This window comes from Amycolatopsis sp. FBCC-B4732 (assembly GCF_023008405.1).
GTDB classification, from domain to species: domain Bacteria; phylum Actinomycetota; class Actinomycetes; order Mycobacteriales; family Pseudonocardiaceae; genus Amycolatopsis; species Amycolatopsis pretoriensis_A.
In genome coordinates, this window is record NZ_CP095376.1 from 9,232,882 (window position 1) to 9,255,232 (window position 22,351).

Here is a 22,351-nt window from a genome sequence, read left to right on the forward strand (position 1 = left end):
CAGTTAGAATCAGTGCTTATGGAACTGCACCAGCTCGCCTACTTCGTCGCGGTCGCCGAGGAAGGGAACTTCACGCGCGCGGCCGAGCGGCTGCACGTCGCCCAGCCCGGCGTGAGCGCGCAGGTCCGGCGGCTGGAGCGGGAGCTGGGGCAGGAACTGCTGGACCGCTCCGGCCGGACCGTCCGGCTCACCGACGTCGGCGCCGCGGCCCTCCCGCACGCCCGGGCCGCGCTCGCGGCGGTGCAGGGCGTGCGCGAAGCCGTCGACGAGCTGGCCGGGCTGGTCCGCGGCCAGGTCGCGATCGGCGCCGTGACCTCGGCGGGCCCGGTCCGGCTGCCGGACCTGCTGGCCGGCTTCCACGAGCGCTACCCGGCCGTCGAGATCACGTTGTCGGAGGCCAACTCCGACACGATGCTCGCGGCGCTGCGCGAAGGCCGCCTGGACCTCGCCGTCGTCGGCCTCTCGACGGACCCGCCGCCGGGCATCGCGACGCAGGTGCTGCTGGACGAGCCGTTCCTGGCCGTCACCGCGCCGGACGGGCCGCTCGACCGGGCCGAGGTCGACATCCGGGACCTCGACGGCCTGCCGCTGATGGCGCTGCCGAAGGGGACGGGCCTGCGCACCGCGCTGGACGCCGCCTTCGCGCGAGAGGGACTGACGCCGCGGATCGCGTTCGAGGCGGCCGACCCGAACGTCCTGGTGCAGCTCGCGGTGCGCGGCCTCGGCGTCGCGATCGTGCCGGAGTCCCTCGGCCGCTACCACCAGGCCGAGCTGCGGATCGTCAGGATCGCGGGTCCCGGCCTGCGCGGGGTGCTCGCGCTGGCGTGGCGGACGGAGGGCCCGCTCAGCCCGGCGGCGCGTGCCCTGATCGCGTTCGCCCGGGCCGCCTACCGCTCTTGACATACCGTCAACAGGCGCGGTTCCCTGAGAGGCGACCCCAGGAGGCGAGCCCGTGGCCGAGACCGCCCTCCACGACGCCGTCATCGGCGCCGGGCTGCTGGCCGGCAGCGCGAACGTGATCATGCAGCTCGCCCGCGCGCCCGTCGGGTACGGCGTGCTGGAGAGCCGGGTCGAGAGCGGCAACCTCTTCCGCCACCCGGTGAAGCGGACCCGGACGACGCTCACCTACCTCGCCGTCGCGACGATGGGGACCGACGCCGAGCGCGCGGCCTACCGCCGCGGCGTCAACGCGGCGCACGCGCGGGTCCACTCGACCGACGGGAGCCCGGTCGCCTACAACGCCTTCGACCCCGGCCTCCAGCTGTGGGTCGCGGCCTGCCTGTACAAGGGCTTCGAAGACGTCTATCTCGCGTTCGTCGGCGGCGAGCCCGGGCACTTCTACCGCGAAGCCGCTTCGCTCGGCACGACGCTGCAGGTGCGTGCGGAGATGTGGCCCGCCGACCGGGAGGCCTTCGAGGCGTACTGGGCGGCCGAGCTGACCGAAGTCGGCATCGACGACACCGTCCGCCGCTACCTCACCGCCTTCGTCGACCTGCGGTTCGTGCACCCGGTGCTGGCCGCGCCCGGCCGCCGGTTCCACCGGTTCGTCACCACCGGGTTCCTCCCGAAGCGGTTCCGCGACGAGATGCGGCTGCCGTGGACCGACGCCGACCAGCGGCGGTTCGACGCGCTGCTCGGCGCGATCGGCCGGGTCGTGCGGGTGCTGCCCACGCCGGTGCGGCGGTTCCCGTACAACCTCTGCCTGTGGGACCTGCGCCGCCGGCTGCGCACCGGGCGTCCGCTGGTCTGAGCCGCCCCGGCTACAGTGTCGGGTCGGCAAAGCCACCCGAGGGGAACCCATGACGGCGATCGAGGCTGACGTCCGGCCCGAAGAAACCGCACCCGCCCGGACCACCCGCCGCGCGCCGCTGATCGTGGTCTCGCTGGTCCTGCTCGCCGCGTTCCTCGTCGGCGCGTGGGCGGCCTGGTTCTTCACCATCGACGACGCCTTCATCAGCTTCCGCTACTCGGCGAACCTCGCCGACGGGCACGGGCCGGTGTGGAACGTCGACGGCCCGCGCGTCGAGGGCTTCACGAACTTCGCCTGGGTGGTCTGGTCGGGGCTCGGCGCGTGGCTGGGGCTCGCGCTGCCGCTGTTCACCAAGGTGACGTCGCTGCTGCTCGGCCTGGGCACGCTGTACCTGCTGATCCGCGAAGGCCACCGCCGCGCGGGCCTCACCGGCGTGCTGGTCGGCGCGGGCGCGTACGTCGTGTTCCTGCCGACCTACTTCCACCTCACCGCCGGCCTCGAGACGGCCGCCTTCGCCGCCGTGCTGCTGCGGATCGTCGTGCTCGGCCTGCGCGTGCTGGCGAACGAGCGGGTCCGGACGTGGGAGCCGCCGGTGCTGCTGCTCCTGCTCGGCATGCTGCGGCCCGAGGGCGTGCTGGCCGCGCTGCCGGTCGTCGCGCTGTGGTTCTGGCGCGAACGCGGCCGCGCGTCGGCGCGCTGGTGGACGCTCGCGGCGGTCGTCGTCGGCGCGGGCTACTTCGTCTGGCGCTGGCGGTTCTACGGCCAGCTGCTGCCGAACACCTTCTACGTCAAGTTCGGCCACCTCGACTCCGGCTGGCTGTGGACGAAGCACACGACGGTGCTGCTGCTCCCGCTCCTGCTGCTGACGCTGTCGCTGGTGCTCCGCGCGGCGACGCGGGCGATGGGCGTGCTGCTGATGGTCACCGTGGCCGTCACCTACGTGACGTACGCGGTGTCCGGCCCGACCATGGACTACCTCGACCGCTTCGCCGACCACGCGATCCCCGTCCTCTGCCTGGGCGCCGGGATCGCCGCCGGGACGCTGAAACCGCGTCTGGTGGGCGCGCTGCTCGGGCTGGTCGCGGTCGGCTGGTCGGCCGTCGGCGGCGCGAGCGCGCCCGACCTCGGCGTGATCGCGAACTACGGCCCGGACCTGCAGCGCGCGCACATCGCGATCGGCAAGGGCCTGGCCGAGGCCGACGTCCCGCCGGCCGCCCGCAGCCTCGCCGTCACCGACGCGGGCGCGATCCCGTACTACAGCGGCTGGAACTCGATCGACTACATCGGGCTCAACGACGCGGCGATCGCCCGCGGCGCCGACCCGACCGAGGTCGTCATGAAGGCGCGGCCGACGGTCATCGTCGTGACGGCGAACGGCCCGGACCCGTCGGGCACGCGCTACGGCTTCGACTTCGCGAAGGCGACCGCGGGCTACGAGAAGGTGTCCACGGTCGAGATGCGCGCCGGGTACTGGCAGAACGTCTACGCGCTCCCGCAGTACGCGGCGACGATCGGGCAGCACGTCCAGGCGCGCGCGGACGCGGCCCGCCAGGCCAACGACCACGACCGCGCCGAGGACACCGTCGACCGCTGGCTCGACCGGCTCCGTTCGCAGCTGCCGTTCTGAGGTTGACCGCTTCGCGCCCGAGGCGCGAGGGTGGGCCGATGAGCGGCGAAGAGGTTCGGCACGGGGTCAAGCTGAGCAGTCTCGACCAGGAGGTCTTCCCCGGCGCGGGGGTGACCAAGCGGGAGCTGCTCGACTACCTCGAAGCCGCGTCCGAGCGGATGCTGCCGGAACTGCGCGACCGGCTGCTGACCGTGCTGCGGGTGCTGCGCGGGCAGGGCCCGTTCATGCAGAAGAACCTGCCGAAGTACACGCCGGACTGGGTCGAGCGGGTGTCGGTGTGGGCCGAGACGTCCAAGCGGGACGTCTCGTACGCGCTCTGCAACGACCTCCGCACGCTGATCTGGTTCGGCAACCAGCGGGCGATCGAGTACCACACGTCGCTCTACCGCGGCGGCCCCGAGCACGGCCCGACGCACCTGATCCTCGACCTCGACCCGCCCGAGGACGGCCCGTTCTCGCTGGCCGTGGGCGCCGCGAAGCTGGTCCGGGAAGCGCTGCGCAACGACGGGCTCGACGGTGCGGTGAAGACGAGCGGGTCCAAGGGCGTGCACGTCTTCGTGCCGCTCGCCCCGGGCCAGCCGACCGAGGACATCGCGGCGGCGACCCGGGCGGTCGCGGCCCGCGCCGAGCGGCTCGACCCGGCGCTCGGCACTACGGAGTTCGTGCGAGAGCGCCGGGAAGGCAAGGTCTTCCTGGACTCGACGCGCGCGGGCGGCGCGACGGTCATCTCGGTGTACAGCCCCCGCCACCGCCCGGGCGTGCCGGTGTCGTTCCCGGTCGCGTGGGCCGAGCTGGACGGCGTCAAGCCCGGCGACTTCACGGTGCACACGGCGCCAGGGCTGCTGGCGGACGGCGACCCGTGGACAGCGGAGATGCCGCAGCCGTTCGTGCTGCCGGAAGACCTGGTGGCGGAGGGGCACACGATCCCGATCGCCCGGGTGGTGGCGATGCACGAGGGCAAGCGCCGAGCCCGGGCGGCTCGCGAGTCAGGCTAAGCCGCCTGGTTGCCGCGCCAGGCCTGGCCGTGGAAGGGGCGGGGGAGCTGGACGATCCGGCTCGGCTCGGCCACCCGGTGGCGGGCCAGCCACACGACGTCGCGGCCGAACGACCACGTCAGCGACCCCAGCGCGACCGCGACCAGCGCGAAGACCACCGCCAGCGGCAGCAGCCCCGACACCGCGACCACCAGCACCACGCCCTGGACCGCGGCCACCGTCTTGCGGGCCATGCTCGGGTACAGCGGCGCCGTCAGCCACGGCATCGACCAGGACGCCGCCACGAACACGTACCGCATCAGGCCGATCGCCAGCACCCACAGCCCGAGCGTCCGGGACACCTGGATGCAGAGCAGCAGGATCAGGAACGCGTCGACCTCCATGTCGAACCGCGCGCCGAACTCCGACGTCGTGCCGGTGCGGCGGGCGACCTGGCCGTCGAGGCCGTCCAGGAGCAGGGCCACGCCGGCCAGCCCGACCAGCCACGCGACGGACAGCCCGCCGTCGGCGACGAGCTCCGCGGCGCACCCGACGAGCGTCGCGCGGGCGAACGTGATCCAGTCCGCCGGGCCGAACGCGGCGCGGCCGGCGCGGCGCAGGCCCCACTCCGTCAGCAGCACGAGGGCGACCCCGAACGTGAGCCCGGTGGCCCAGGCGAGCGGCGAAAGCCCCGCCACGACCCCCGCGGCGAGCACCCACGCCGGCACCACCGCACGCAGGAGAAGGTCCTGTTTGATCATCGTCGACTCCGCGAATTGCTCATAGGGTGGCGACACCAGCCTCCGGTCGCCCGCTGAGGAGAAACACGTGGAACAGGCTTTCTGGGTTCAACAGCCCGGTGTCGGGGAGTTGCGGGAGGAGCGGCTGCCCGAGCCGGGACCCGGCGAGGTGCTCGTCCGCACGCTCTGCTCCGGCGTCAGCCGCGGCACCGAAACGCTCGTCTTCCGCGGCGGCGTCCCGGTGAGCCAGCACGACGTCATGCGCGCGCCCTTCCAGGACGGCGACTTCCCCGGCCCGGTCAAGTACGGCTACCTCAACGTCGGCGTCGTCGAACGCGGGCCGGCCGAGCTGACCGGCCGGACCGTCTTCTGCCTCTACCCGCACCAGAGCGCGTACGTCGTCCCGGCGAGCGCGGTGACGCCGGTGCCGGACGGCGTCCCGCCCGGCCGCGCGATCCTGGCCGGCACCGTCGAGACCGCGGTGAACGCCGTCTGGGACGCGCGGCCGCGGCTCGGGGACCGGATCGCCGTCATCGGCGCCGGGATGGTCGGCGCCAGCGTCGCGAAGCTGCTCAGCGGCTTCCCGGCCACGCGCGTGCAGCTCGTCGACGTCGACCCCTCGCGCGCCGACGTCGCCGAAGCCCTCGGAGTCGACTTCTCGACTCCGGAACGCGCCCACGGTGACTGCGACCTCGTCGTGCACGCGAGCGCGAGCGAGGCCGGGCTCACCCGCGCGCTGGAGCTGCTCGCGCCGGAAGGCGAGGTCGTCGAGATGTCCTGGTACGGCGACCGCCGGGTCGCCGTTCCGCTCGGGGAGCACTTCCATTCGCGGCGCCTGGTCATCCGCAGCAGCCAGGTCGGGACGGTCGGCCGCCCGGACCGCAGCTACGCCCAGCGGCTGGCCGTCGCGCTCGAGCTGCTGGCCGATCCGGCGTTCGAAGCACTGGTCAGCGGCGAGTGCGCGTTTGAAGATCTGCCGTCCGTGCTACCCCGGCTGGCCGGGAATGAACTTTCCGCGCTCTGCCTCCGTGTCATGTATCAGCCGCAGTGACCACGTCCACCCGAACGCATCGGAGGTCTTGGTGTTCAGCATCACCGTCCGTGACCACATGATGGTCGCCCACAGCTTCCGCGGAGAAGTCTTCGGACCCGCGCAACGCCTGCACGGCGCGACCTTCGTGGTGGACGCGACCTTCCGCCGCGCCGAACTCGACGAGGACAACATCGTCGTCGACATCGGCAAGGCCACGGAAGAGCTCAAGGCGGTGCTGAGCGACCTGAACTACCGCAACCTCGACGACGAGCCGGAGTTCAAGGGCGTCAACACCTCGACCGAGTTCCTCGCGAAGGTCGTCGCCGACCGCCTCGCCGACGCCGTCCACGCCGGCCGCCTCGGCGAAGGCGCGCGAGGCCTCGAAGGCATCGCCGTCTCGCTGAAGGAGTCGCACGTCGCCTGGGCGAGTTACGAGCGTGCGCTGTGACCGCGCTGTACGTGGTCCTGCCCGGGGACGTCGACGACGCGTCCGTTCCCAGCGGGGGCAACACCTACGACCGCCGGATGTGCGACCGGCTCACCGCCGCCGGGCTCGACGTGCACGAGATCGCCGTGGCCGGTTCCTGGCCGCGGCCGGACACCGAGGCCCGCGCGGTCCTCGGCCACCTCCTCGCCGCGCTGCCCACCGGGTCGGCCGTGCTGCTCGACGGCCTGGTCGCGTGCGGCGTGCCCGAGGTCGTCGTCCCGCAGGCCCGGCGCCTGTCGCTCTCGGTGCTGGTGCACTTGCCGCTGGCCGACGAGACGGGCCTGCCGCCCGCGCTCGCCGCCGAGCTCGACGCGCTGGAGCGCGAGACGCTGCGGGCCGCGAGCTCGGTCGTCGCGACCAGCGAGTGGGCCGCGCGCCGGCTGATCGGCCACCACGGCCTGGCCCCGCACCGCGTGCACGCCGTGCCGCCGGGGGTCGACCCGGCGCCGCCCGCCGTCGGCACCGACGGCGTGTCCCGGCTGGTCTGCGTCGCGAACGTGACCCCGCGCAAGGGGCAGGGCGTGCTCGCCCAAGCCCTCGAAACCGTCGCCGACCTGCGCTGGACCTGCGAATGCGTCGGCGGCATCCGGCGCGAGACGAAGTACGTCGAGCGGCTGCGCGAGCACCGGCTCGGCGCCCGCTTCACCCTCACCGGCCCCCGGACCGGCGCGGCGCTGGACGCGACCTACCACTCCGCCGACCTGCTCGTCCTGCCCTCGCGCGCCGAGACGTACGGCATGGTCGTCACCGAAGCCCTCGCGCGCGGCGTGCCGGTGCTGACCACGGCCGTCGACGCGCTCCCCGACACCCTCGGCGTCGCCCCCGACGGCTCGGTGCCCGGGATGCTCGTCCCCGGCGACGACGTCGCGGCGCTCGGCGCGGCCCTGCGCCGCTGGCTCACCGAACCCGAGCTGCGGACGCGGCTGCGGGCCGCGGCGAAGCTGCGCCGCGAGACCCTCACCGGCTGGGACGACACCGCCCGCCGGATCGCCGACATCGTCCAGCGGCAGGAGGCGGCGGCATGACCGCGTTCGCGCCGGACTGGCTCTACCTGCGGGAACCCGCCGACGCCGCGGCCCGCGCCCCCGAACTCGTCGACGCGCTGCGCGAGCACCTGCCCGAGGGCGACCTGGTCATCCGCGACCTCGGCTGCGGCACCGGCTCGCTCGGCCGCTGGCTCGCCGCGCGCCTGCCCGGCGCCCAGCACTGGATCCTGCACGACAACGACCCCGGGCTGCTCGAGCGCGCCCGCACCGAGCTGCCGGCCACCGCGCTGGACGGCAGCCCCGTCGACGCCGTCGCCGAGCGGCGGGACGTCACCGCGCTGCGCGCCGCCGACCTCGCCGGGACGTCGCTGGTCACCGCGTCCGCGCTGCTCGACCTGCTGACCAGGGACGAGGTCACGGCGCTGGCCACGGCCATCGCCGAAGCGGGCTGCGCGGCGCTGCTGATGCTGTCGGTCACCGGCAAGGTCGAGCTCTCGCCCGGCGACCCGCTCGACCCCGCTCTCTCCGCCGCCTTCAACGCCCACCAGCGGCGGCTCACCGGCGGCCGCCGGCTGCTCGGCCCGACCGCGGTGGACGTCGCCGCGACGGCGTTCGGCCGGCTCGGCGCCACCGTCGTGCGCGCGGAGAGCGCGTGGCGGCTCGGGCCGGACCAGGCGGAACTGCAGCGGCAGTGGCTCGAAGGCTGGGTCGGCGCCGCCGTCGAGCAGCTGCCGGAGCTGCGCCCGGTCTCCGACGTCTACCTGCAGCGACGCCTCGAAATGGCGGCGGCCGGCGAGCTGCACGCGGTGGTCCACCACGGCGACCTGCTGGTCCTGCCGCCGAGCCCGGGGGTGGCGGCGTGAAGCGCGCACTGGCGTGGCTCCGGATCCTCGGCGCGGCAGGGATCCTCGCGGTCCTCGTCTGGCAGCTCGGCAGCGCCGCCTTCCTCGACGGTCTCGGCCGGATCAGCGCGCCCGGCGTGCTGGCCGCGCTGGCCATCGGCTTCGCGACGACGGTGTTCAGCGCGGGCCGCTGGCAGATCGTCGCCACCCGGCTCGGCCTGCGGCTTTCGCTGCGGCCCGCGGTCGCCGACTACTACCGCGCGCTGTTCCTCAACGGCGTGCTGCCCGCGGGCGTCCTCGGCGACGTCCACCGCGCGGTGCAGCACGGCCGCGACTCGGGTGACGTGCCGCGCGGCGTGCGTGCCGTCGTCCTGGAGCGCACCGCCGGTCAGCTCGTGCTGATCGCGTCCGCGGTGGGTGTCGTGCTCTTCGTCCCGGATGCCGTGCCCGGCGCCTTCCGCGAGGTCGTGGCGGTCACCGGCGTGGTCGTCGTGCTCGCCGCCGTCGCCGGGATCGTCGCCGGCCGGCTGTTCGGCGGGCGCTGGATCCACAGCCCGTCGAAGGTCCGCCGCGGCTTCGCCGTCACCCTCGCCGACCTGCGGCTCGGCCTGTTCACCCGCGAGACCTGGCCCGGCGTGGGCTTCCTGTCGGCCGCGACGCTGGCCGGGCACCTGGCGCTGTTCGTCGTCGCCGCCCGCGTCGCCGGGGTCGGCGCGCCGGTGGGGCAGCTCGTGCCGCTGATGATCCTCGCGCTGCTCGCGATGGGTCTCCCGCTCAACATCGGCGGCTTCGGCCCGCGCGAGGGCGTCTGTGCCCTGCTCTTCGGCGCGGCCGGTCTGGGCGCCGCCCAAGGTGTCACCGTCGCCGTCGTCTACGGCGTGCTCACGCTGGTCGCGAGCCTGCCCGGCGCCGGTGTCCTGCTCGTCCGGAGCGTCGCCGGGTTCCGCGTGACCCGCGCTCCGCACACCGGTGCCGTGCCCGCGCCGCGCTCCGCAGCCGACACCGGGATCGAATCGGAAGTGGGGTTGAAATCATGACCGCAAGCGACGTCATCGGGGACGTGCCGCACCGGGCCGTGGTCGAACGGGTCGTCGAGACCCGGCTGCCGACCCGGCACGGGACGTTCCGCGCGGTCGGCTACCTCGACCGGGCCGGCACCGAACAGGTCGCGCTGGTGTACGGCGAGATCACCGAGCTCGGCACGCTGACCCGCGTGCACAGCGAGTGCCTGACCGGCGACGTCTTCGGCTCGACGCACTGCGAGTGCGGCGACCAGCTGGCGGCGGCGCTGGACCGGATCGTCGAGGAGGGCTCGGGCGTGCTGGTCTACGTCCAGGGCCACGAGGGCCGCGGGATCGGCCTGCTCGCGAAGCTGAAGGCGATGCGGCTGCAGGACGAAGGCCTCGACACGGTCGACGCGAACGTGGCGCTCGGCCTGCCGATCGACGCCCGCGACTACCACGCGGCGGCGGCCATCCTGCAGGACCTGGGGGTCCGGTCGGTGCGGCTGCTGTCGAACAACCCGGAGAAGGTCGAGCAGCTGACGCGCTACGGAATCCGGATCAGCGAGCAGGTTCCGCTGCTGGTTCCGCCGAACCCGGAAAGCCTGCGCTACCTCCGCACGAAGGCCGAGCGGATGGCCCACCTGCTCCCGCACCTGGACCAGGCCCTCACCGCCCGCTGACGACCCCGAGCACCTCGAGGACGGTGGCGAAGCGCTGGACCAGCGTGTCCAGCAGGACGTGTCCCTTCGCCGCCGTCGCCAGCGAGGGACGGCCGACCACCCCCGATTCCGTGTACGCCCGCAGGCCGCGCGTCAGCAGGTGCTCCCGGTCGGTGACGTGGTCGGCCTCCTCGTACCCCGGCCGGACCAGGTGCGGGTGCGCGTGCAGCAGGATCGACGTCTCCAGCTCGCCCGCGTGCATGTCGTCGTCCAGCGACGTCCGCAGGCCGGCCGCGGTGTGCGCGGCCTGCCAGTCCGCGACGCCGGGGAACAACGCCATCGCGCCCGCCGCCTCTTGGACCACATTGGACAGTACGTAGTTGCCGCCGTGCCCGTTGACCAGCACGAGCCGGTCCACGCCGGACGCTTTCAGCGACTCGGCGACGTCGGTGACCACGGCGTGCAACGTGCGCGCCGAGATGCTCACGGTGCCGGCCCATCCCGCGTGTTCGTGCGAGCAGGAGATCGTGATCGGCGGCAGGTGGAGCACCGGGTACGCGGCGGCGACGGCCTTCGCGAGGGTTGCCGCGATCACCGCGTCGGTGGCCAGGGGGAGGTGCGCGCCGTGCTGCTCGAAGCTGCCGATCGGCAGCACCGCGACCGACGCCCGCCGCGTCTGCTCGTCGGTGGTGGTCGCGAGCGGGAACAGCTCGGTCATGGGCGCGTCCCTTCTCTATGTTGGGTGGCATGACCGAGCATGCCGCACTGCTGGCCGTCGCGCGCGAAGCCGTGGCGAAGGCGACCGGGATCGTCCGGTCGCGCCCGACCTTTTCCGTTTCCGCGAAAGGCGATCGCGACCTGGTGACCGACGTCGACACCGCCGTCGAGGACGCGCTGAGGGAGTTCCTCGCCGCCGAAACCCCCGAAATCGGCTTCCTCGGCGAGGAGCGCGGGCGCAGCGGGGCCGAGGGCGGCCGCTGGTGGGCCCTCGACCCGATCGACGGGACCGCGAACTTCGCCCGCGGGATTCCGCTCTGCGGCATTTCCCTGGCGCTCGTGGACGGCGAACACAGCACGGTCGCCGCGATCGCCCTGCCGTACCTCGGCGTCACGTACACGGCCGCGCGCGGCGAAGGTGCTTTCGCGAACGGGGAGCGGATCGGCGCGTCGCGGGCGACGGAGCTGTCCGACGCGATGATCGCCGTCGGTGACTTCGCGATCGGGGAACTCGCCGAAGAGAAGAACCGCGCGCGGCTGGCGCTGCTGACCGACCTCGGCGCGCGGGCGCAGAAGATCCGGATGCTGGGCACCGCGGCGGTCGACCTCTCGTGGACGGCGGACGGAAAGCTCGACGCCGCACTGATCCTGTCCAACAACCCGTGGGACACCATGGCCGGCGTGCTGCTCGTGCGCGAGGCCGGCGGGGCCGTCGTCGACCGCGACGGCAGCGAGCACACGGTCGGTTCCGCGGCGACGATCGCCGTCGGCGCCGGGCTGCGCAAGGAGATCGTGGACGCACTTGATCGCGCGTTCGGGGTTGTTCGTTAGGATCGCGGGTATCCGGGTGGGCGGCGCCACAGCGCGCGATTGCACTGCCCGCCCAAGGTTTTCGGTTAGGTTGGTACCGGTGGGCCGCCACGGCTGGCATGCTGACCGGATCTCTCGGCCACTTCGGAGAATGGTGGATGCTCGTGGAAAGTCGCCGGATCCGCGATCGGTACCGGCTGCTCGAGCCGATCGGCGGCGGCGCGATGGGCACGGTGTGGCGGGCCCAGGACGAAAAGCTCGACCGCACCGTGGCGATCAAGGAACTCCTGCTGCCGCACGACCACGACGAGCACCGCACGCAAGAAGCGAAGAACCGCGCGATGCGCGAGGCGCGGATCGCCGCCCGGTTGCAGCATTCCCACGCGATCACCGTGTTCGCGGTCCTCGAGGAGGAGGACCGGCCGTGGTTGATCATGGAATACCTGCCGTCGAAGAGTTTCGCGGTCTTGATCCGCGAGGAGCCGACGTCGGTCGACGACGCCATCCGCGTCGGCGCGCAGATCAGTTCCGCGCTGGCCGGCGCGCACCGCGCCGGGGTCGTGCACCGCGACGTGAAGCCGGCCAACATCCTGGTCTCCGAGGACGGCACGGCGAAGATCACCGACTTCGGGATCTCCCGCGCGATCGGTGACGTCAAGCTGACGGCGACCGGTGAGATCGCCGGCACGCCCGCCTACCTCGCGCCCGAGGTGGCCCGCGGCGAGGACGCGGACTTCGCCGCCGACGTCTTCTCCCTCGGCGCCACGCTCTACGCCGCGGTCGAGGGGAAGCCGCCATACGGCACCGCGGACAACCCGATCGCCTTGCTCTACAAGGCGTCCAGCGGCGAGATCGAGCCGCCGGAGCAGGCGGGCAGGCTGACGCCGCTGCTGCTGCGGATGCTCGCCTCCGACCCGGCCGAGCGGCCGTCGATGGACGAGGTCGAGCGGGAGCTCGTCGCGCTGCTGCCGGACGCCGAGCCCGGCGAGTCGGTGCTGGCGGCGACGCTGCCCGAGGCCGAGCCGGCGGCGGTACCTCCGGTGCCGCCCGTGCCCGCCGCGGTCGCCGTGCCCGCGGGCGAGGTCGCCTCGGTGTCGCCGGGCGCGCGCAAGGGCCTGATCGCCGTCGGGGCGGGCGCGGCGCTGCTGTGCGTCGCGGTCGTGGTGGCGATCCTGCTGGTCGTGCGGCAGAAGCCGCCGACGGACAACGCCGCGCCCCCGGCGTCGCCGTCCGTTTCCGCCTCGGCTTCGGTCACCCCGCCGGCGCCGACGTCCCCGGCGCCGACGTCCCCTTCGACGGCGCCCACGACGTCGGCACCGCCCACCTCGACGCCGGTTTCGAGCGTGGCGTCGACGAAGACCGCGGCCGACGCGCTCAGCGCGTACTACGCGTTGCTGCCGAACAACACAGCGGAGGCGTGGAACCTGCTCACGGACCGCTTCAAGGCGTCGCGCAGGCAGACGCTGGCGACGTACCAGAACTTCTGGCGCCAGTACAAGTCGGTGAAGGCCGACAGCGTGCGGGAGATCAGTCCCGGGCGGGTCACCGCACACGTCCTCTACGACGGGGGCAAGGGCGAGAACGACACCTTCACGTTGGTCCAGGAAGGCGGCATCTGGAAGATCGACGCTCAGAGCTGAACCTTCCCGGCTCCGGCCGCGTGTGACGGATGAGGCGTCCCGCCGTCGATCCACGCTGGAGGTTGAGCGATGAGGCCTGCCGACCCGATGGTGTTCATCCTCCCGGCCGCCCCACCGGGGAGCGACACGTACGACAAGCGCATGTGCCAGAACCTGCCCGCCGTCGGGCAGCCGGTGCTCGAACTGCCGATCGCGGGCAACTGGCCGGAGCCCGACGCGACGTCGAGACGCCGGCTCGCGCGCTCGCTGGCGGCGCTGCCCGACCGGACGGTGGTGCTGCTCGACGGCATGATCGCGGCGGGCGTACCGGAGATAGTCGTCCCGCACGCCCGCCGCCTGCGGCTGGCCGTGCTGGTCCACCAGGCCCTGGCCGACGAGCCCGGCCTCGACCCGGCGCACGCCGCGGAGCTGGACGCGTGCGAGCGCGAGACGCTGCGGATGGCCGGGATGGTCGTCGCGACCAGCCCGTGGCTCGCCCGCCTGCTGATCGACCGGCACGACCTGGACCCGAGCCGCGTGTACGTCGCCAAGCCGGGCACCGACGCGGCCCCGCTGGCGGCGGGCGCCGACGGCGTGTCCAGGCTGCTGTGCGTCGGCGACGTGACCCGGCGGAACGGCCAGGACCTGCTGGTCCAGGCCCTCGGCGAGGTCGACCACCTGGCCCTGTCGTGCGTCTTCGCGGGCTCACTGGCCACCGACCCGGCGTACGTGGACGAGCTGCACTGGTCGATCGAGCGCCTCGGCCTGGGCGGCCGCATCACGCTGGCCGGCGACGCGGTGGACCTGGCGGCGGCGTACAACGCAGCGGACCTCCTGGTCATCCCGGCCCGCGCGGCGACGTCCGGCATGTACGTCGCCCAGGCACTGGCCCGCGGCATCCCGGTCCTGGCCACGGAGGTCGGCGGGGTGTACGACGCGCTGGGCGTCGACGCGGACGGCGAGGTCCCGGGCCTGCTGGTGGACCCGGACGACCCGTTCTCGCTGGCAGACGCTTTGCACCGGTGGTACGCGGACCCGGAGCTCCGCCGCTCTCTCCGGACGGCGGCGCTGGGCAGGGGGAGCGCGCTGGAGGAGTGGGACGTGGCGGCACGGCGGTTGACGCACGTGCTTTCGCGGCTGGCTTCGGAGCCCCGCATCGTCGCCTGAGGCCCGCCCGGCTGAACCCTGACGCGATGCTCGATTCCGAACGCGGCTTCCTCGAAGTCGCCGGCCGCGACCCCGACCGCCCGCTGCGCGACCAGCTCCTGGGCATCCGCGACCTGGTGTCGGCCGACATGGACTGGGCCGACAGCCGCTTCCGCCGGCGCGCGTCGATCGTGCGGGTGGCCGCCCTCCTGCTCACCGCGGTCTCGACGGGCTCGAGACGTTCTTCAACTGGCGTTCGCGGTGGGTGCTGATGGAGGAGACCCGCTACGACCTCAACCGGATCCACGACGAGCTGGACTACTACCTCGTCGGCACCCTGACGGCCGAACTGAGCCGCGGGCGGTTGCAGGAGTTCTTCGACCGCCGCGGTCGCCCGGGATCCGGTCCTGACCGATTCCTTTCGCGCCCGCCGCCGGTCGGTACAAAGGTGACCGTGGATTTCGAGCCCTACCGGCGGGAGCTGCTGGCCCACTGCTACCGCATGCTCGGCACCCCCGACGAGGCCGAGGACGTCGTGCAGGAGACCTACCTCCGCGCGCTCAAGGCGTACGACCGCTTCGAGGGCCGCGCCTCGGTCCGGACCTGGCTCTTCCGGATCGCGACGAACGCCTGCCTGACGGCCCTGGAGCAACGCGCCCGCCGTCCGCTCCCCTCCGGCCTCGGCGCGCCCGCCACCGACCCGGACGCCCCACCCACCCCGGCCGAACCGGGTGACGCCTGGCCCCGCCCGATCCCGGACGCGCTGATCACGCCGGAGTCCGCGGACCCGGCGGCCATCGCCGTGGCCCGCGACGGCGTCCGCCTCGCCCTGATCGCCGGCCTCCAGCTCCTCCCGCCGCGGCAGCGCGCGGTCCTGATCCTGCGCGAGGTGCTGGCCTTCCCGGCGGCGGAGGTCGCGGAGATGCTCGGCACGACCGTCCCGGCGGTGAAGAGCACCCTCCAGCGAGCCCGCGCCCGGCTGGACACCGGCGCCCCGGACGGCGCGCTGACCGAGCCGGCGCAGGTCGCCCTGCTGGAGCGCTACATGAGCGCGTTCACGACTTCGGACCTGGCCGCGCTGGAGCAGCTGCTGCGTGAGGACGCGGTGATCGAGCCGGTCCCGTCCCGCTCGTGGTTCGCGGGGAAACGCACGTGCGTAGCCTTCCTGCGCCACGTGATCGGCGCCCCGGGCGACTGGCGGATGACCCCGACCCGAGCGAACGGCCACCCCGCGGCGGCCACCTGGCACCGCGGCGAACCGTTCGGCTTGGCGGTGCTGACGCCGGGGACGGGCGGCATCGCGCGGATCACCGTGTTCGGCTTCCCTGACCTGGTGGCGAAATTCGGTGGTACGCGGCCGTGAATCAGCTGTCTTCGCCCAGCGCGATCTTGCCGGTGCGGCGATACCGGGTGGCCGGGTTCCGCACGTTCTCTTCGGTCGCCTCCACGAGACCTTCGCTCCGGAGGATGCGAAGCCATCTCGCCACGGTCTGGTCGGTGAGGCCGGTGGCCGCGGCCAGCTCGAGCCTCGATCGCTCGCCCCGGCCCAACGCGCTCAAGATCTCCTGGCGGCGGTCTGCCCGTCGGGCGCGAGAAACGGAACCGGCCCCGGACGAAGGCAGGAGCGCTGGGGCGAGCCGATAGCGAGCCCAGCGTCGGTTCCCGGTCTGCACCACGAGCTCGCGGGCGATCAGGTCGCGCAGCTCCTGAGTCGCCACGCGAGAGTCGACGCGGGTCTCCGTCCGGTAGGTCTGGTTGTCGAGGTGGCCGCCCTCCCGGAGGATCGCGAGGCCGACGCACTGGCTTTCGGACAGACCGTGCTCGCCCAGCGAGGTGAGCCAATCGACGGTCTCTTCCCCGAGGAGGGTGTGGTTGGGGAAGGTGACGCTGAACGTGCTCACGCGGTTCTTGAAGTCGGGCAAGCTCATCCGCGCCGCGCGGAGGGCGTTGATCATCGTCCGGATCCCCGACCCGCGGTTCTCACAGATCGCGTGCGTACCTCCGGGAAGCGGAACGTCTTCGAGAATGCGGAGGAGGCTGGCGTTCCTCGCCGACGAAATGCCTTCCTCGCCCAGCCGGTCTTCGGTCACCGGTCCGAACAGCCCGCCGGGGTTCCGGACGGTGAGCCGATCCGGGTACATCTCGACCTGCACCTGCGTTCCGCGCGCTTCGGGCGAGAGGTCGCGGTGGACGAGCGCGTTCACGACGGCTTCCCGCAAGGCGGGCTCGGGGTACTGCCAGATGTCCGCGCGGCCGGCGCCGCGCACGACCGAACGTCGTGTCATGTTCTTCCGGACGGCGAGGAGCGCGTCGCGGACGATCACCGGGATTGGTCCCTCGGCCACGACGTTGTCGACGAAGCGCTCGCCGGTCGCGGTGTCGGCGCCGTCGGGGGTCGGGTAGTGGACGAAGGTCAGCATCAACTGCGGGAAGTGTTCCTGCGGGTAGCTGCCGAGCGCGAGCAGTCCACCCACACTTGCGACGACCGCGCCGCTGTCGTCCACGACCAAAGCCTTGGCCCGCCGGAGGGCGGGTACGTCGCCGAGTTCGCCGAACGCATACGGCCGACGGGTGCGCAGCCTGGTCAGGAACGCTGTCACCAGCGTCTCGTCGAAGTCGGCGAGACCGGGGCCTCGTCTTCGTGGGGCTGCCCCCGGTTCGCCAGCAGGAGCTGGACCTCGTAGCTGGTGAGTTTGCGGTCGCCGTCACCGACTCGGACGAAGCTCCCTTGGCTCATTCCGGCGCCGCGGCTGAAGCACGGTTTGCGGAGCGGAGGCAGTTCCGGGACCTCGGCGACCAGGATCCTCGTGCCTTCGAAGTCGTGGATGCCGATGTGGGGCCGCACCGGCGGTTCGACGTCGGTCGCGCACATGGCGGCCAGGTCCGACGACATCTGTGCCGGGTCGGCCAGGCCTGTCGAGGCAAAGCCCGAACTTTCGTCCAGACCGAGGATCAAGGTGCCCCCGCGAGTGTTCGCGAACGCCACGACGGTGTCGCGCGCCGAGCGGGGTAGCCCACCCTCCGCTCGTTTGACCTCGATGTCGGACACGTCGCTGCCGAGCAACCGGAGGTTCTCGACGATCTCGGCGAGCTCTTCGTCCTGCACCGTCTGCTCCATCGCGTCGGCCGCATGCTAGTTGCCATGCTAATTGACAAGCTAGTTAGCAGGCTACGCCGCGTGATGGATGAGAACTCACTGTGGTCGTGAGTGGTGAGCCAGGACCGGGCTCACCACTCACGACCGGTCACGCCAGGGTGAGCGCGTAGATCTCCACCCTCGGGTCGTTCGGCAGGCTCACCGACTGCACCGTCTTCCCGCCGTCCAGCGCGGCCGAAATCCCGAACAGCCGCACCGGCGGGCCGTCCACCCCGCTCCCGGCCTTGATCCGGTGCGGCATCTCCAGCACCACCGGCGACCCGGACCCGGCCCAGTCGCCGAACGTCGCCGTCAGGTCGGCGCTGGTCCCGTCCGTGTAGTGCGCGGTCAGCGTCGTCGTCACCGGCCCGTTGTGCGACGCCCCGACGAGCCGCAACGCGCCATGCTGACCGGCCGGCAGCAACAGCGACTGCCCGCGAGCCTCCACGAAGTTGGGCGAAGTCCCCGAAGCGTCCGGAGCCGCGTAGGTCACGCCGTCCCAGACGACCGGGCCCGCCGGCGGGAGCAGGGAAGCGTCGTAGCTCCAGCCGCCGCCGTCGAAGTTGCCTTCCGTCGACGCCGCCACCGTGGCCGTGCCGTCGTGGTCGAGGTCGCGGGAGAGGTCCACCGCGCACTGTGCGCCAGAAGACGCGCACACCGACGGCGTCCGGACCTCGACCGTCGCCGAGCGCGAGACGCTGTTCGCGCCCAGCCCGTTCACCTTCACCTGCACCGGGTACGTCCCCGGTGCGGTCCCGGCCGGCACCGTCAGCGTGATCGGCGCGGTCTTCTGCACCGGCAGCCGCCCCGACCAGATCAGCTGCAGCGGCTGGACCTGGGCCTTCCACTTCGGAGGCGCGGACACCGAAACCGTCACCGGCTGCAGCGCCGGGTTCTGGGCCAGCACGTCCAGGTCGAGGTGCACCTGCTGCGCCGCCCCCGCCGGGATCACCACGGACGTCTGCCGCAGCGACGCGTCGACGTGCCGCCGCGGGTCACCGGCCGCGTTGTTCACCGAAGGCGGCGTCGCGCCCGGCGACGTGCCCCACGACGACGGCTTGGAACCGAGCTTGTGCGAAAGCGTCCCGCCGTGCGCCAGCGCGGACCAGTCCAGCGACGTCTGCCGGACGTCGCGGCCGTTCAGCGACACGGTCTGGATGTACCGGTTCGCGTCGGAAGCCCCCGGCGCGGTCACGGTCAGCGTGCCGCCCTGGGTGCGCCCGTACTGTCCGATCCGGACGGTCGCCGACTCGAACTGCGGGCTCGACACCGCGAGGAAGTTCGCGCCGCTCATCGTCGGGTACAGCCCGAGCGAGGAGAAGACGTACCAGGCGGACATCGTGCCGAGGTCGTCGTTGCCGGTCATGCCGTCGGGGCCGGTGGTGAACAGCGTCATCGCCGCGCGGACGACGGTGGCCGTCTTCGCCGGCGCGCCGACCCAGTTGTACATGTAGGGCGCGAGCAGGTCGGGTTCGTTGTTCGGGTTGTAGGTCGCCTTGCCGTAGTAGTCGTACGGGCTGGCGATCCAGTCCTTCCGCGCCGTCCCCGCGGGGTCGGAAAGCAGGTTGCCGTACGCGAAGAACGAGTCGAGGCGCTTCTCGGTCGTCGTGCGCCCGCCCATCAGCGAGACCAGCCCGGCCGGGTCCTGCGGCGCGAGCCACTGGTACTGGTAGGCGCCGCCTTCGTGGAACTGGTGGTCGGCGTCGACCGGGTTGTACGGCGTGAGGAACGTGCCTTCGGTGGTGCGCGGGCGGAACTGCTGGATCGAGGAGTCCCACAGGTTGCGGTACCACTGGCCGCGGTCGGCGAACAGCTTCGCGTCGGCGTTGTGCCCGAGCCCGCGGGCCATCAACGCCAGCGCCGCGTCGGCCGCCGAGTACTCCATGGTCGCCGACGCCGGGTGCTCGCAGTCGTTGTCGCCGCCCTTGGCCGCGCAGTCCTTGCCGAGCTCCAGACCGCTCGGGATGTACCCGCGGTCGTTGTAGTAGCCGACGCCGGAGCGGCCGTTGTACGGCGAATCGGCGGGCGGCGTGCTCGTCGCGTTCTTCTTGAGCAGCGCGTACGCCTCTTCTTCGTGCCCGGCGAGCAGGCCCTTCGACCACGCTTCGACCAGGAACGGCGTCACCGGGTCGCCGGTCATGATGTTGGTTTCGCTCTCGGCCAGCGCCCAGCGCGGCAGCCACCCGCCGTCCCGCCCGATCGCGACGACCGACAGGGCGACGTCCCGCGCGACCTGCGGCTCGAGCATCTCCAGCAGCTGGTTCTGCGGCCGGTAGGTGTCCCACAGCGAGAAGTTCTGGTACGGCGTGTAGCCGCTCGCGGTGTGCACCTTGCCGTCGAAGCCGGTGTACGCGCCATCGGTGTCGCCGGCCAGGTTCGGGTGCAGCTGCGCGTGGTAGAGCGCGGTGTAGAACGCCGTCTGCCGGTCGGTCGTGCCGCCGCCGATCTTGATCGCGCCGAGCTTGTCGGCCCACTGCTGGTGCAGCGCGGCGCGGGTGGCGTCGAAGTCGTAGTCCGATGTCTCCGCGGCGAGGTTCTTCCGCGCGCCGTCGAGACCGGTGTAGGACAGGCCGACCTTGAGCACGACGTCGTGGTCGGTGCTCGCGTCGAAGCTGGCCCAGGCGCCGTTGCCGCCGGTACCCGCGGCGTCGCGGCTGCCCGGCGTGCGCGTCGAGTCGCGCCAGGTGCCGTACGAGCTGAACGGCCGGTCGAAGGTCGCGGTGAAGTAGACGGTGTGCTCGTCGTGCCCGGCGCAGAAGCCGCCGGCTTTGACCCGCCCTTCGAGCGTCCGGTCACCGACGACGTGGATTTCGGAGTCCTTCACGGACTGGTTGGCCTGGCCGGTGTTGAACAGGACGTTCGCCTGCCCGGTCGAGGGGAACGTGTAGCGCTGCCAGCCGGTGCGCGCGGTCGCGGTCAGCTCGGCGTTCACGCCGTACTTCTTCAGCCCGACGCGGTAGTAGCCGGGCTCGGCGTGCTCGTCGTCGTGGCTGTACCCGGACTTGTAGGCGTTCTTGTCGACGCTGTCGACGGCGCCGGTGGTCGGCATGATCGGCAGCTCGCCCATCACGCCGCAGCCGACGCCGGACAGGTGCGTCTGGCTGAAGCCGTAGATCGCGTTCTGCAGGTAGTCGTAGCCGCCCTGACCGCCGGTGTCCGGGCTGACCTGCACCATGCCGAAGGGCGCGCTCGCGCCGGGGAACGTGTTGCCGAAGTTCTGCGTGCCGACGAACGGGTTGACCAGGCTCACCGGATCCGCCGGGGCGGGCGCGGCCTGCGCCGCGGCGGGTGCCAGGCCGACGACCACCACCCCCGCGGCCACCGCGGCGGCGATCCGTCTGCTCTGCGACCACATGGGCGCACCTCCCAGGAGATGACAACGTTGTCAAACGTCGACCGGCGGTCAGGCCCGCGGTCGGTGAGCCACCTTGCCACCTGGATGCGGCTTTTGGAAGACCTCAACCGGCCGCTTGACGCAGCAGCCGGGCGGCCTCGCCGACAGCGTTGTCGGCGAGGTTGCCGTAGCCGAGGACGAGCGCGGGCTCTCCCGGCGCGGCGCGGTAGTCGTCGAGATCGGCCACCTTGACACCGTTCTCGCGCGCCGCCCGCACGACGGGTTTCGCGTCCCGGCCGAGGTGCAGGACGAGGTGGAGGCCGGCCGCGGCGCCGGAGAGCCGGGCGGGCCCGAGCGCCTCGACGAGCCGGTCGCGCCGCGCGCGGTACCGCAGCCGCGCGGCCCGCAGGTACCGGTCGTAGCCGCCGCTCCCGACGAACCCGGCGAGCGCCAGCTGGTCGACGACGGGCGGCGCGTGTCCCGCGACGGTCCACTGTGGAGGAACGACCGCCCAGCCGAGCCCGAGCGCCGGGCTGAGCGTCTTGCTGACGGACCCGAAGAGCGCGACCCGGCCCGGATCGGTGCCCTGGACCGTGCCGACCGGCCGCCGGTCGTACCGGAACTCGGCGTCGTAGTCGTCTTCGAGGACGAGCCCGTCGGCTTCCCTCGCCCAGGCGAGGAGTTCGGCCCGCCGCCGCGGTGAAAGCACGACACCGGTGGGGAACTGGTGCGCGGGCGTGACGAGCACGGCCCGCGTCCCGCCCGGGATCCGCCCGACGTCGATGCCTTCCTCGTCGACCGGAACCGGATCGATCGCCATCCCGGTCGCCGCGGCGGCGCGGTGCAACCGCGTCCACCCGGGATCTTCGACGGCCAGCCGTGTGACGCCCTTCTCTTGCAGGGCAAGGCAAACGCGGGTGACGCCGTCGGTGACACCGCCGCAGATCACGACGTCGTCCGTCTCGGCGCCGCGGACCCGCCGCAGGTAGTCACTCAGGACTTTGCGCAACCGGGGGTGGCCGCCCGGCTCGGGCAGCCCGAAGTCGGTGTGCGGCACGGTGGTGAGCACCTCACGCACGGCGTCCGCCCACCGCTGCCGCGGGAAGTGCCGCAGGTCGGGCAGCCCGGGGGCGAGGTCGTACCGAGGCGGCGCCGGCCGGGCCGGCGGCTGGGCGGCGACGGCGCCCCCGACCCGCCGGACCCGGGTGGCGGAGCCGGTGCGCCCGTCGAGGTACCCCTCGGCGACGAGCTGCGCGTACGCCTGCGTCACGACCCACCGCGAGCAGCCGAGGTCGGCGGCGAGCTGACGGCTCGGCGGTACCGCGACGCCGTCTTCGAGCCCGCGGATCGCCTTGCGCAGGGCGCGTGCGAGCTGCTCGTGCTTCGGCCCCTGTCCGGTCAGCTCCAGCAGGACGCCCCAATTGGTCTGTGATCCGGCCACGGCATTGGACTGTAGTACCGGACCGATTCCCCTTTAGGTTCGTCTC

General features: G+C 72.7%; 21 protein-coding genes. 15 read left to right on the top strand and 6 right to left on the bottom strand.

Features of this window, described 5'->3' with window-relative positions:
- Positions 1–18: 18 nt before the first annotated feature.
- From MUY14_RS41995 to MUY14_RS42010, 4 genes are read left to right on the top strand one after another with little or no spacing between them, the layout of a single operon-like run.
- On the top strand, positions 19–900 hold the full coding sequence (locus tag MUY14_RS41995; protein WP_247018116.1) for a LysR family transcriptional regulator: 882 nt from the start codon (positions 19–21) through the stop codon (positions 898–900).
- A gap of 52 nt (positions 901–952) precedes the next feature.
- Complete coding sequence (locus MUY14_RS42000) at positions 953–1,750, top strand: oxygenase MpaB family protein (RefSeq protein ID WP_247018117.1); 798 nt, start codon at positions 953–955, stop codon at positions 1,748–1,750.
- A 49-nt stretch (positions 1,751–1,799) separates the two neighbouring features.
- Positions 1,800–3,377, top strand: a complete 1,578-nt coding sequence (locus tag MUY14_RS42005; RefSeq protein WP_247018118.1) for a hypothetical protein — start codon at positions 1,800–1,802, stop codon at positions 3,375–3,377.
- A gap of 38 nt (positions 3,378–3,415) precedes the next feature.
- Entirely contained in the window at positions 3,416–4,372 is a 957-nt protein-coding gene (locus MUY14_RS42010) for a DNA polymerase domain-containing protein (RefSeq protein WP_247018120.1), read from the top strand.
- Here the strand turns inward: MUY14_RS42010 and MUY14_RS42015 are convergent.
- On the bottom strand, positions 4,369–5,112 hold the full coding sequence (locus tag MUY14_RS42015) for a CDP-alcohol phosphatidyltransferase family protein (RefSeq protein ID WP_247018121.1): 744 nt from the start codon (positions 5,110–5,112) through the stop codon (positions 4,369–4,371). The two genes, MUY14_RS42010 and MUY14_RS42015, sit on opposite strands and share 4 nt — an antisense overlap.
- A gap of 67 nt (positions 5,113–5,179) precedes the next feature.
- Between MUY14_RS42015 and MUY14_RS42020 the strand changes: the two genes are divergently transcribed.
- Genes MUY14_RS42020 through ribA form a run of 6 tightly spaced genes read left to right on the top strand, consistent with a single transcriptional unit; the run spans position 5,180 to position 10,123 of the window.
- On the top strand, positions 5,180–6,142 hold the full coding sequence (locus MUY14_RS42020; protein WP_247018123.1) for a zinc-binding alcohol dehydrogenase: 963 nt from the start codon (positions 5,180–5,182) through the stop codon (positions 6,140–6,142).
- A 31-nt stretch (positions 6,143–6,173) separates the two neighbouring features.
- Positions 6,174–6,572 carry a 6-carboxytetrahydropterin synthase gene (locus tag MUY14_RS42025; protein ID WP_086857063.1) on the top strand — a complete coding sequence of 133 codons (399 nt, stop codon included), beginning with the start codon at positions 6,174–6,176 and terminating at the stop codon, positions 6,570–6,572.
- A complete protein-coding gene (locus tag MUY14_RS42030; RefSeq protein ID WP_247018126.1) occupies positions 6,569–7,636 on the top strand; it encodes a glycosyltransferase family 4 protein in 1,068 nt (355 codons plus the stop codon). The genes MUY14_RS42025 and MUY14_RS42030 overlap by 4 nt, the downstream gene beginning before the upstream one ends.
- Positions 7,633–8,460 (top strand): class I SAM-dependent methyltransferase, encoded by an 828-nt coding sequence (locus tag MUY14_RS42035; protein WP_247018128.1) that lies wholly within the window; start codon positions 7,633–7,635, stop codon positions 8,458–8,460. Before MUY14_RS42030 ends, MUY14_RS42035 begins: the two co-directional genes overlap by 4 nt.
- The gene (locus MUY14_RS42040) at positions 8,457–9,476 is read left to right on the top strand and encodes a lysylphosphatidylglycerol synthase transmembrane domain-containing protein (protein ID WP_247018130.1); all 1,020 of its coding nucleotides are present in this window, start codon (positions 8,457–8,459) and stop codon (positions 9,474–9,476) included. Before MUY14_RS42035 ends, MUY14_RS42040 begins: the two co-directional genes overlap by 4 nt.
- A complete protein-coding gene (ribA, locus tag MUY14_RS42045) occupies positions 9,473–10,123 on the top strand; it encodes a GTP cyclohydrolase II (protein ID WP_247018131.1) in 651 nt (216 codons plus the stop codon). The genes MUY14_RS42040 and ribA overlap by 4 nt, the downstream gene beginning before the upstream one ends.
- Here ribA and MUY14_RS42050 read toward each other — a convergent pair.
- Positions 10,110–10,820 carry a creatininase family protein gene (locus tag MUY14_RS42050; protein ID WP_247018134.1) on the bottom strand — a complete coding sequence of 237 codons (711 nt, stop codon included), beginning with the start codon at positions 10,818–10,820 and terminating at the stop codon, positions 10,110–10,112. The two genes, ribA and MUY14_RS42050, sit on opposite strands and share 14 nt — an antisense overlap.
- A 29-nt stretch (positions 10,821–10,849) precedes the next feature.
- Between MUY14_RS42050 and MUY14_RS42055 the strand changes: the two genes are divergently transcribed.
- The 5 genes from MUY14_RS42055 to MUY14_RS42075 all read left to right on the top strand — a co-directional run bounded on the left by MUY14_RS42055 (position 10,850) and on the right by MUY14_RS42075 (position 15,757).
- Positions 10,850–11,650, top strand: coding sequence for an inositol monophosphatase family protein (locus MUY14_RS42055; protein ID WP_247018136.1), 801 nt, complete (start codon positions 10,850–10,852; stop codon positions 11,648–11,650).
- Positions 11,651–11,787: 137 nt separating this feature from the next.
- Positions 11,788–13,269, top strand: coding sequence for a serine/threonine-protein kinase (locus MUY14_RS42060; RefSeq protein ID WP_247018138.1), 1,482 nt, complete (start codon positions 11,788–11,790; stop codon positions 13,267–13,269).
- 87 nt (positions 13,270–13,356) lie between these two features.
- Positions 13,357–14,415 carry a glycosyltransferase gene (locus MUY14_RS42065; protein ID WP_247025500.1) on the top strand — a complete coding sequence of 353 codons (1,059 nt, stop codon included), beginning with the start codon at positions 13,357–13,359 and terminating at the stop codon, positions 14,413–14,415.
- A 26-nt stretch (positions 14,416–14,441) separates the two neighbouring features.
- Positions 14,442–14,666, top strand: coding sequence for a hypothetical protein (locus tag MUY14_RS42070; RefSeq protein ID WP_247018140.1), 225 nt, complete (start codon positions 14,442–14,444; stop codon positions 14,664–14,666).
- Positions 14,666–15,757, top strand: coding sequence for an RNA polymerase subunit sigma-70 (locus tag MUY14_RS42075; protein ID WP_247018142.1), 1,092 nt, complete (start codon positions 14,666–14,668; stop codon positions 15,755–15,757). The genes MUY14_RS42070 and MUY14_RS42075 overlap by 1 nt, the downstream gene beginning before the upstream one ends.
- Position 15,758: 1 nt before the next feature.
- Here MUY14_RS42075 and MUY14_RS42080 read toward each other — a convergent pair whose 3' ends face one another.
- The 4 genes from MUY14_RS42080 to MUY14_RS42095 form a co-directional block, all read right to left on the bottom strand.
- Entirely contained in the window at positions 15,759–16,994 is a 1,236-nt protein-coding gene (locus MUY14_RS42080; protein WP_247018144.1) for an ATP-binding protein, read from the bottom strand.
- Positions 16,991–17,512, bottom strand: coding sequence for a helix-turn-helix domain-containing protein (locus MUY14_RS42085; RefSeq protein WP_247018146.1), 522 nt, complete (start codon positions 17,510–17,512; stop codon positions 16,991–16,993). Before MUY14_RS42085 ends, MUY14_RS42080 begins: the two co-directional genes overlap by 4 nt.
- 127 nt (positions 17,513–17,639) lie before the next feature.
- On the bottom strand, positions 17,640–20,885 hold the full coding sequence (locus tag MUY14_RS42090; protein WP_247018147.1) for a GH92 family glycosyl hydrolase: 3,246 nt from the start codon (positions 20,883–20,885) through the stop codon (positions 17,640–17,642).
- 103 nt (positions 20,886–20,988) lie between these two features.
- Positions 20,989–22,305: a PLP-dependent aminotransferase family protein gene (locus MUY14_RS42095; protein WP_247018148.1), complete on the bottom strand. Its 1,317-nt coding sequence runs from the start codon at positions 22,303–22,305 to the stop codon at positions 20,989–20,991.
- Positions 22,306–22,351: the final 46 nt, after the last annotated feature.

Bases quoted from the DNA above. Each gene is read 5' to 3' on its own strand.
- MUY14_RS41995 (WP_247018116.1), top strand. From the start codon at position 19: ATGGAACTGCACCAGCTCGCCTACTTCGTCGCGGTCGCCGAGGAAGGG.
- MUY14_RS42005 (WP_247018118.1), top strand. From the start codon at position 1,800: ATGACGGCGATCGAGGCTGACGTCCGGCCCGAAGAAACCGCACCCGCC.
- MUY14_RS42010 (WP_247018120.1), top strand. From the start codon at position 3,416: ATGAGCGGCGAAGAGGTTCGGCACGGGGTCAAGCTGAGCAGTCTCGAC.
- MUY14_RS42015 (WP_247018121.1), bottom strand. From the start codon at position 5,112: ATGATCAAACAGGACCTTCTCCTGCGTGCGGTGGTGCCGGCGTGGGTG.
- MUY14_RS42035 (WP_247018128.1), top strand. From the start codon at position 7,633: ATGACCGCGTTCGCGCCGGACTGGCTCTACCTGCGGGAACCCGCCGAC.
- ribA (WP_247018131.1), top strand. From the start codon at position 9,473: ATGACCGCAAGCGACGTCATCGGGGACGTGCCGCACCGGGCCGTGGTC.
- MUY14_RS42050 (WP_247018134.1), bottom strand. From the start codon at position 10,820: ATGACCGAGCTGTTCCCGCTCGCGACCACCACCGACGAGCAGACGCGG.
- MUY14_RS42055 (WP_247018136.1), top strand. From the start codon at position 10,850: ATGACCGAGCATGCCGCACTGCTGGCCGTCGCGCGCGAAGCCGTGGCG.
- MUY14_RS42060 (WP_247018138.1), top strand. From the start codon at position 11,788: ATGCTCGTGGAAAGTCGCCGGATCCGCGATCGGTACCGGCTGCTCGAG.
- MUY14_RS42065 (WP_247025500.1), top strand. From the start codon at position 13,357: ATGGTGTTCATCCTCCCGGCCGCCCCACCGGGGAGCGACACGTACGAC.
- MUY14_RS42070 (WP_247018140.1), top strand. From the start codon at position 14,442: ATGCTCGATTCCGAACGCGGCTTCCTCGAAGTCGCCGGCCGCGACCCC.
- MUY14_RS42075 (WP_247018142.1), top strand. From the start codon at position 14,666: ATGGAGGAGACCCGCTACGACCTCAACCGGATCCACGACGAGCTGGAC.
- MUY14_RS42085 (WP_247018146.1), bottom strand. From the start codon at position 17,512: ATGGAGCAGACGGTGCAGGACGAAGAGCTCGCCGAGATCGTCGAGAAC.
- MUY14_RS42090 (WP_247018147.1), bottom strand. From the start codon at position 20,885: ATGTGGTCGCAGAGCAGACGGATCGCCGCCGCGGTGGCCGCGGGGGTG.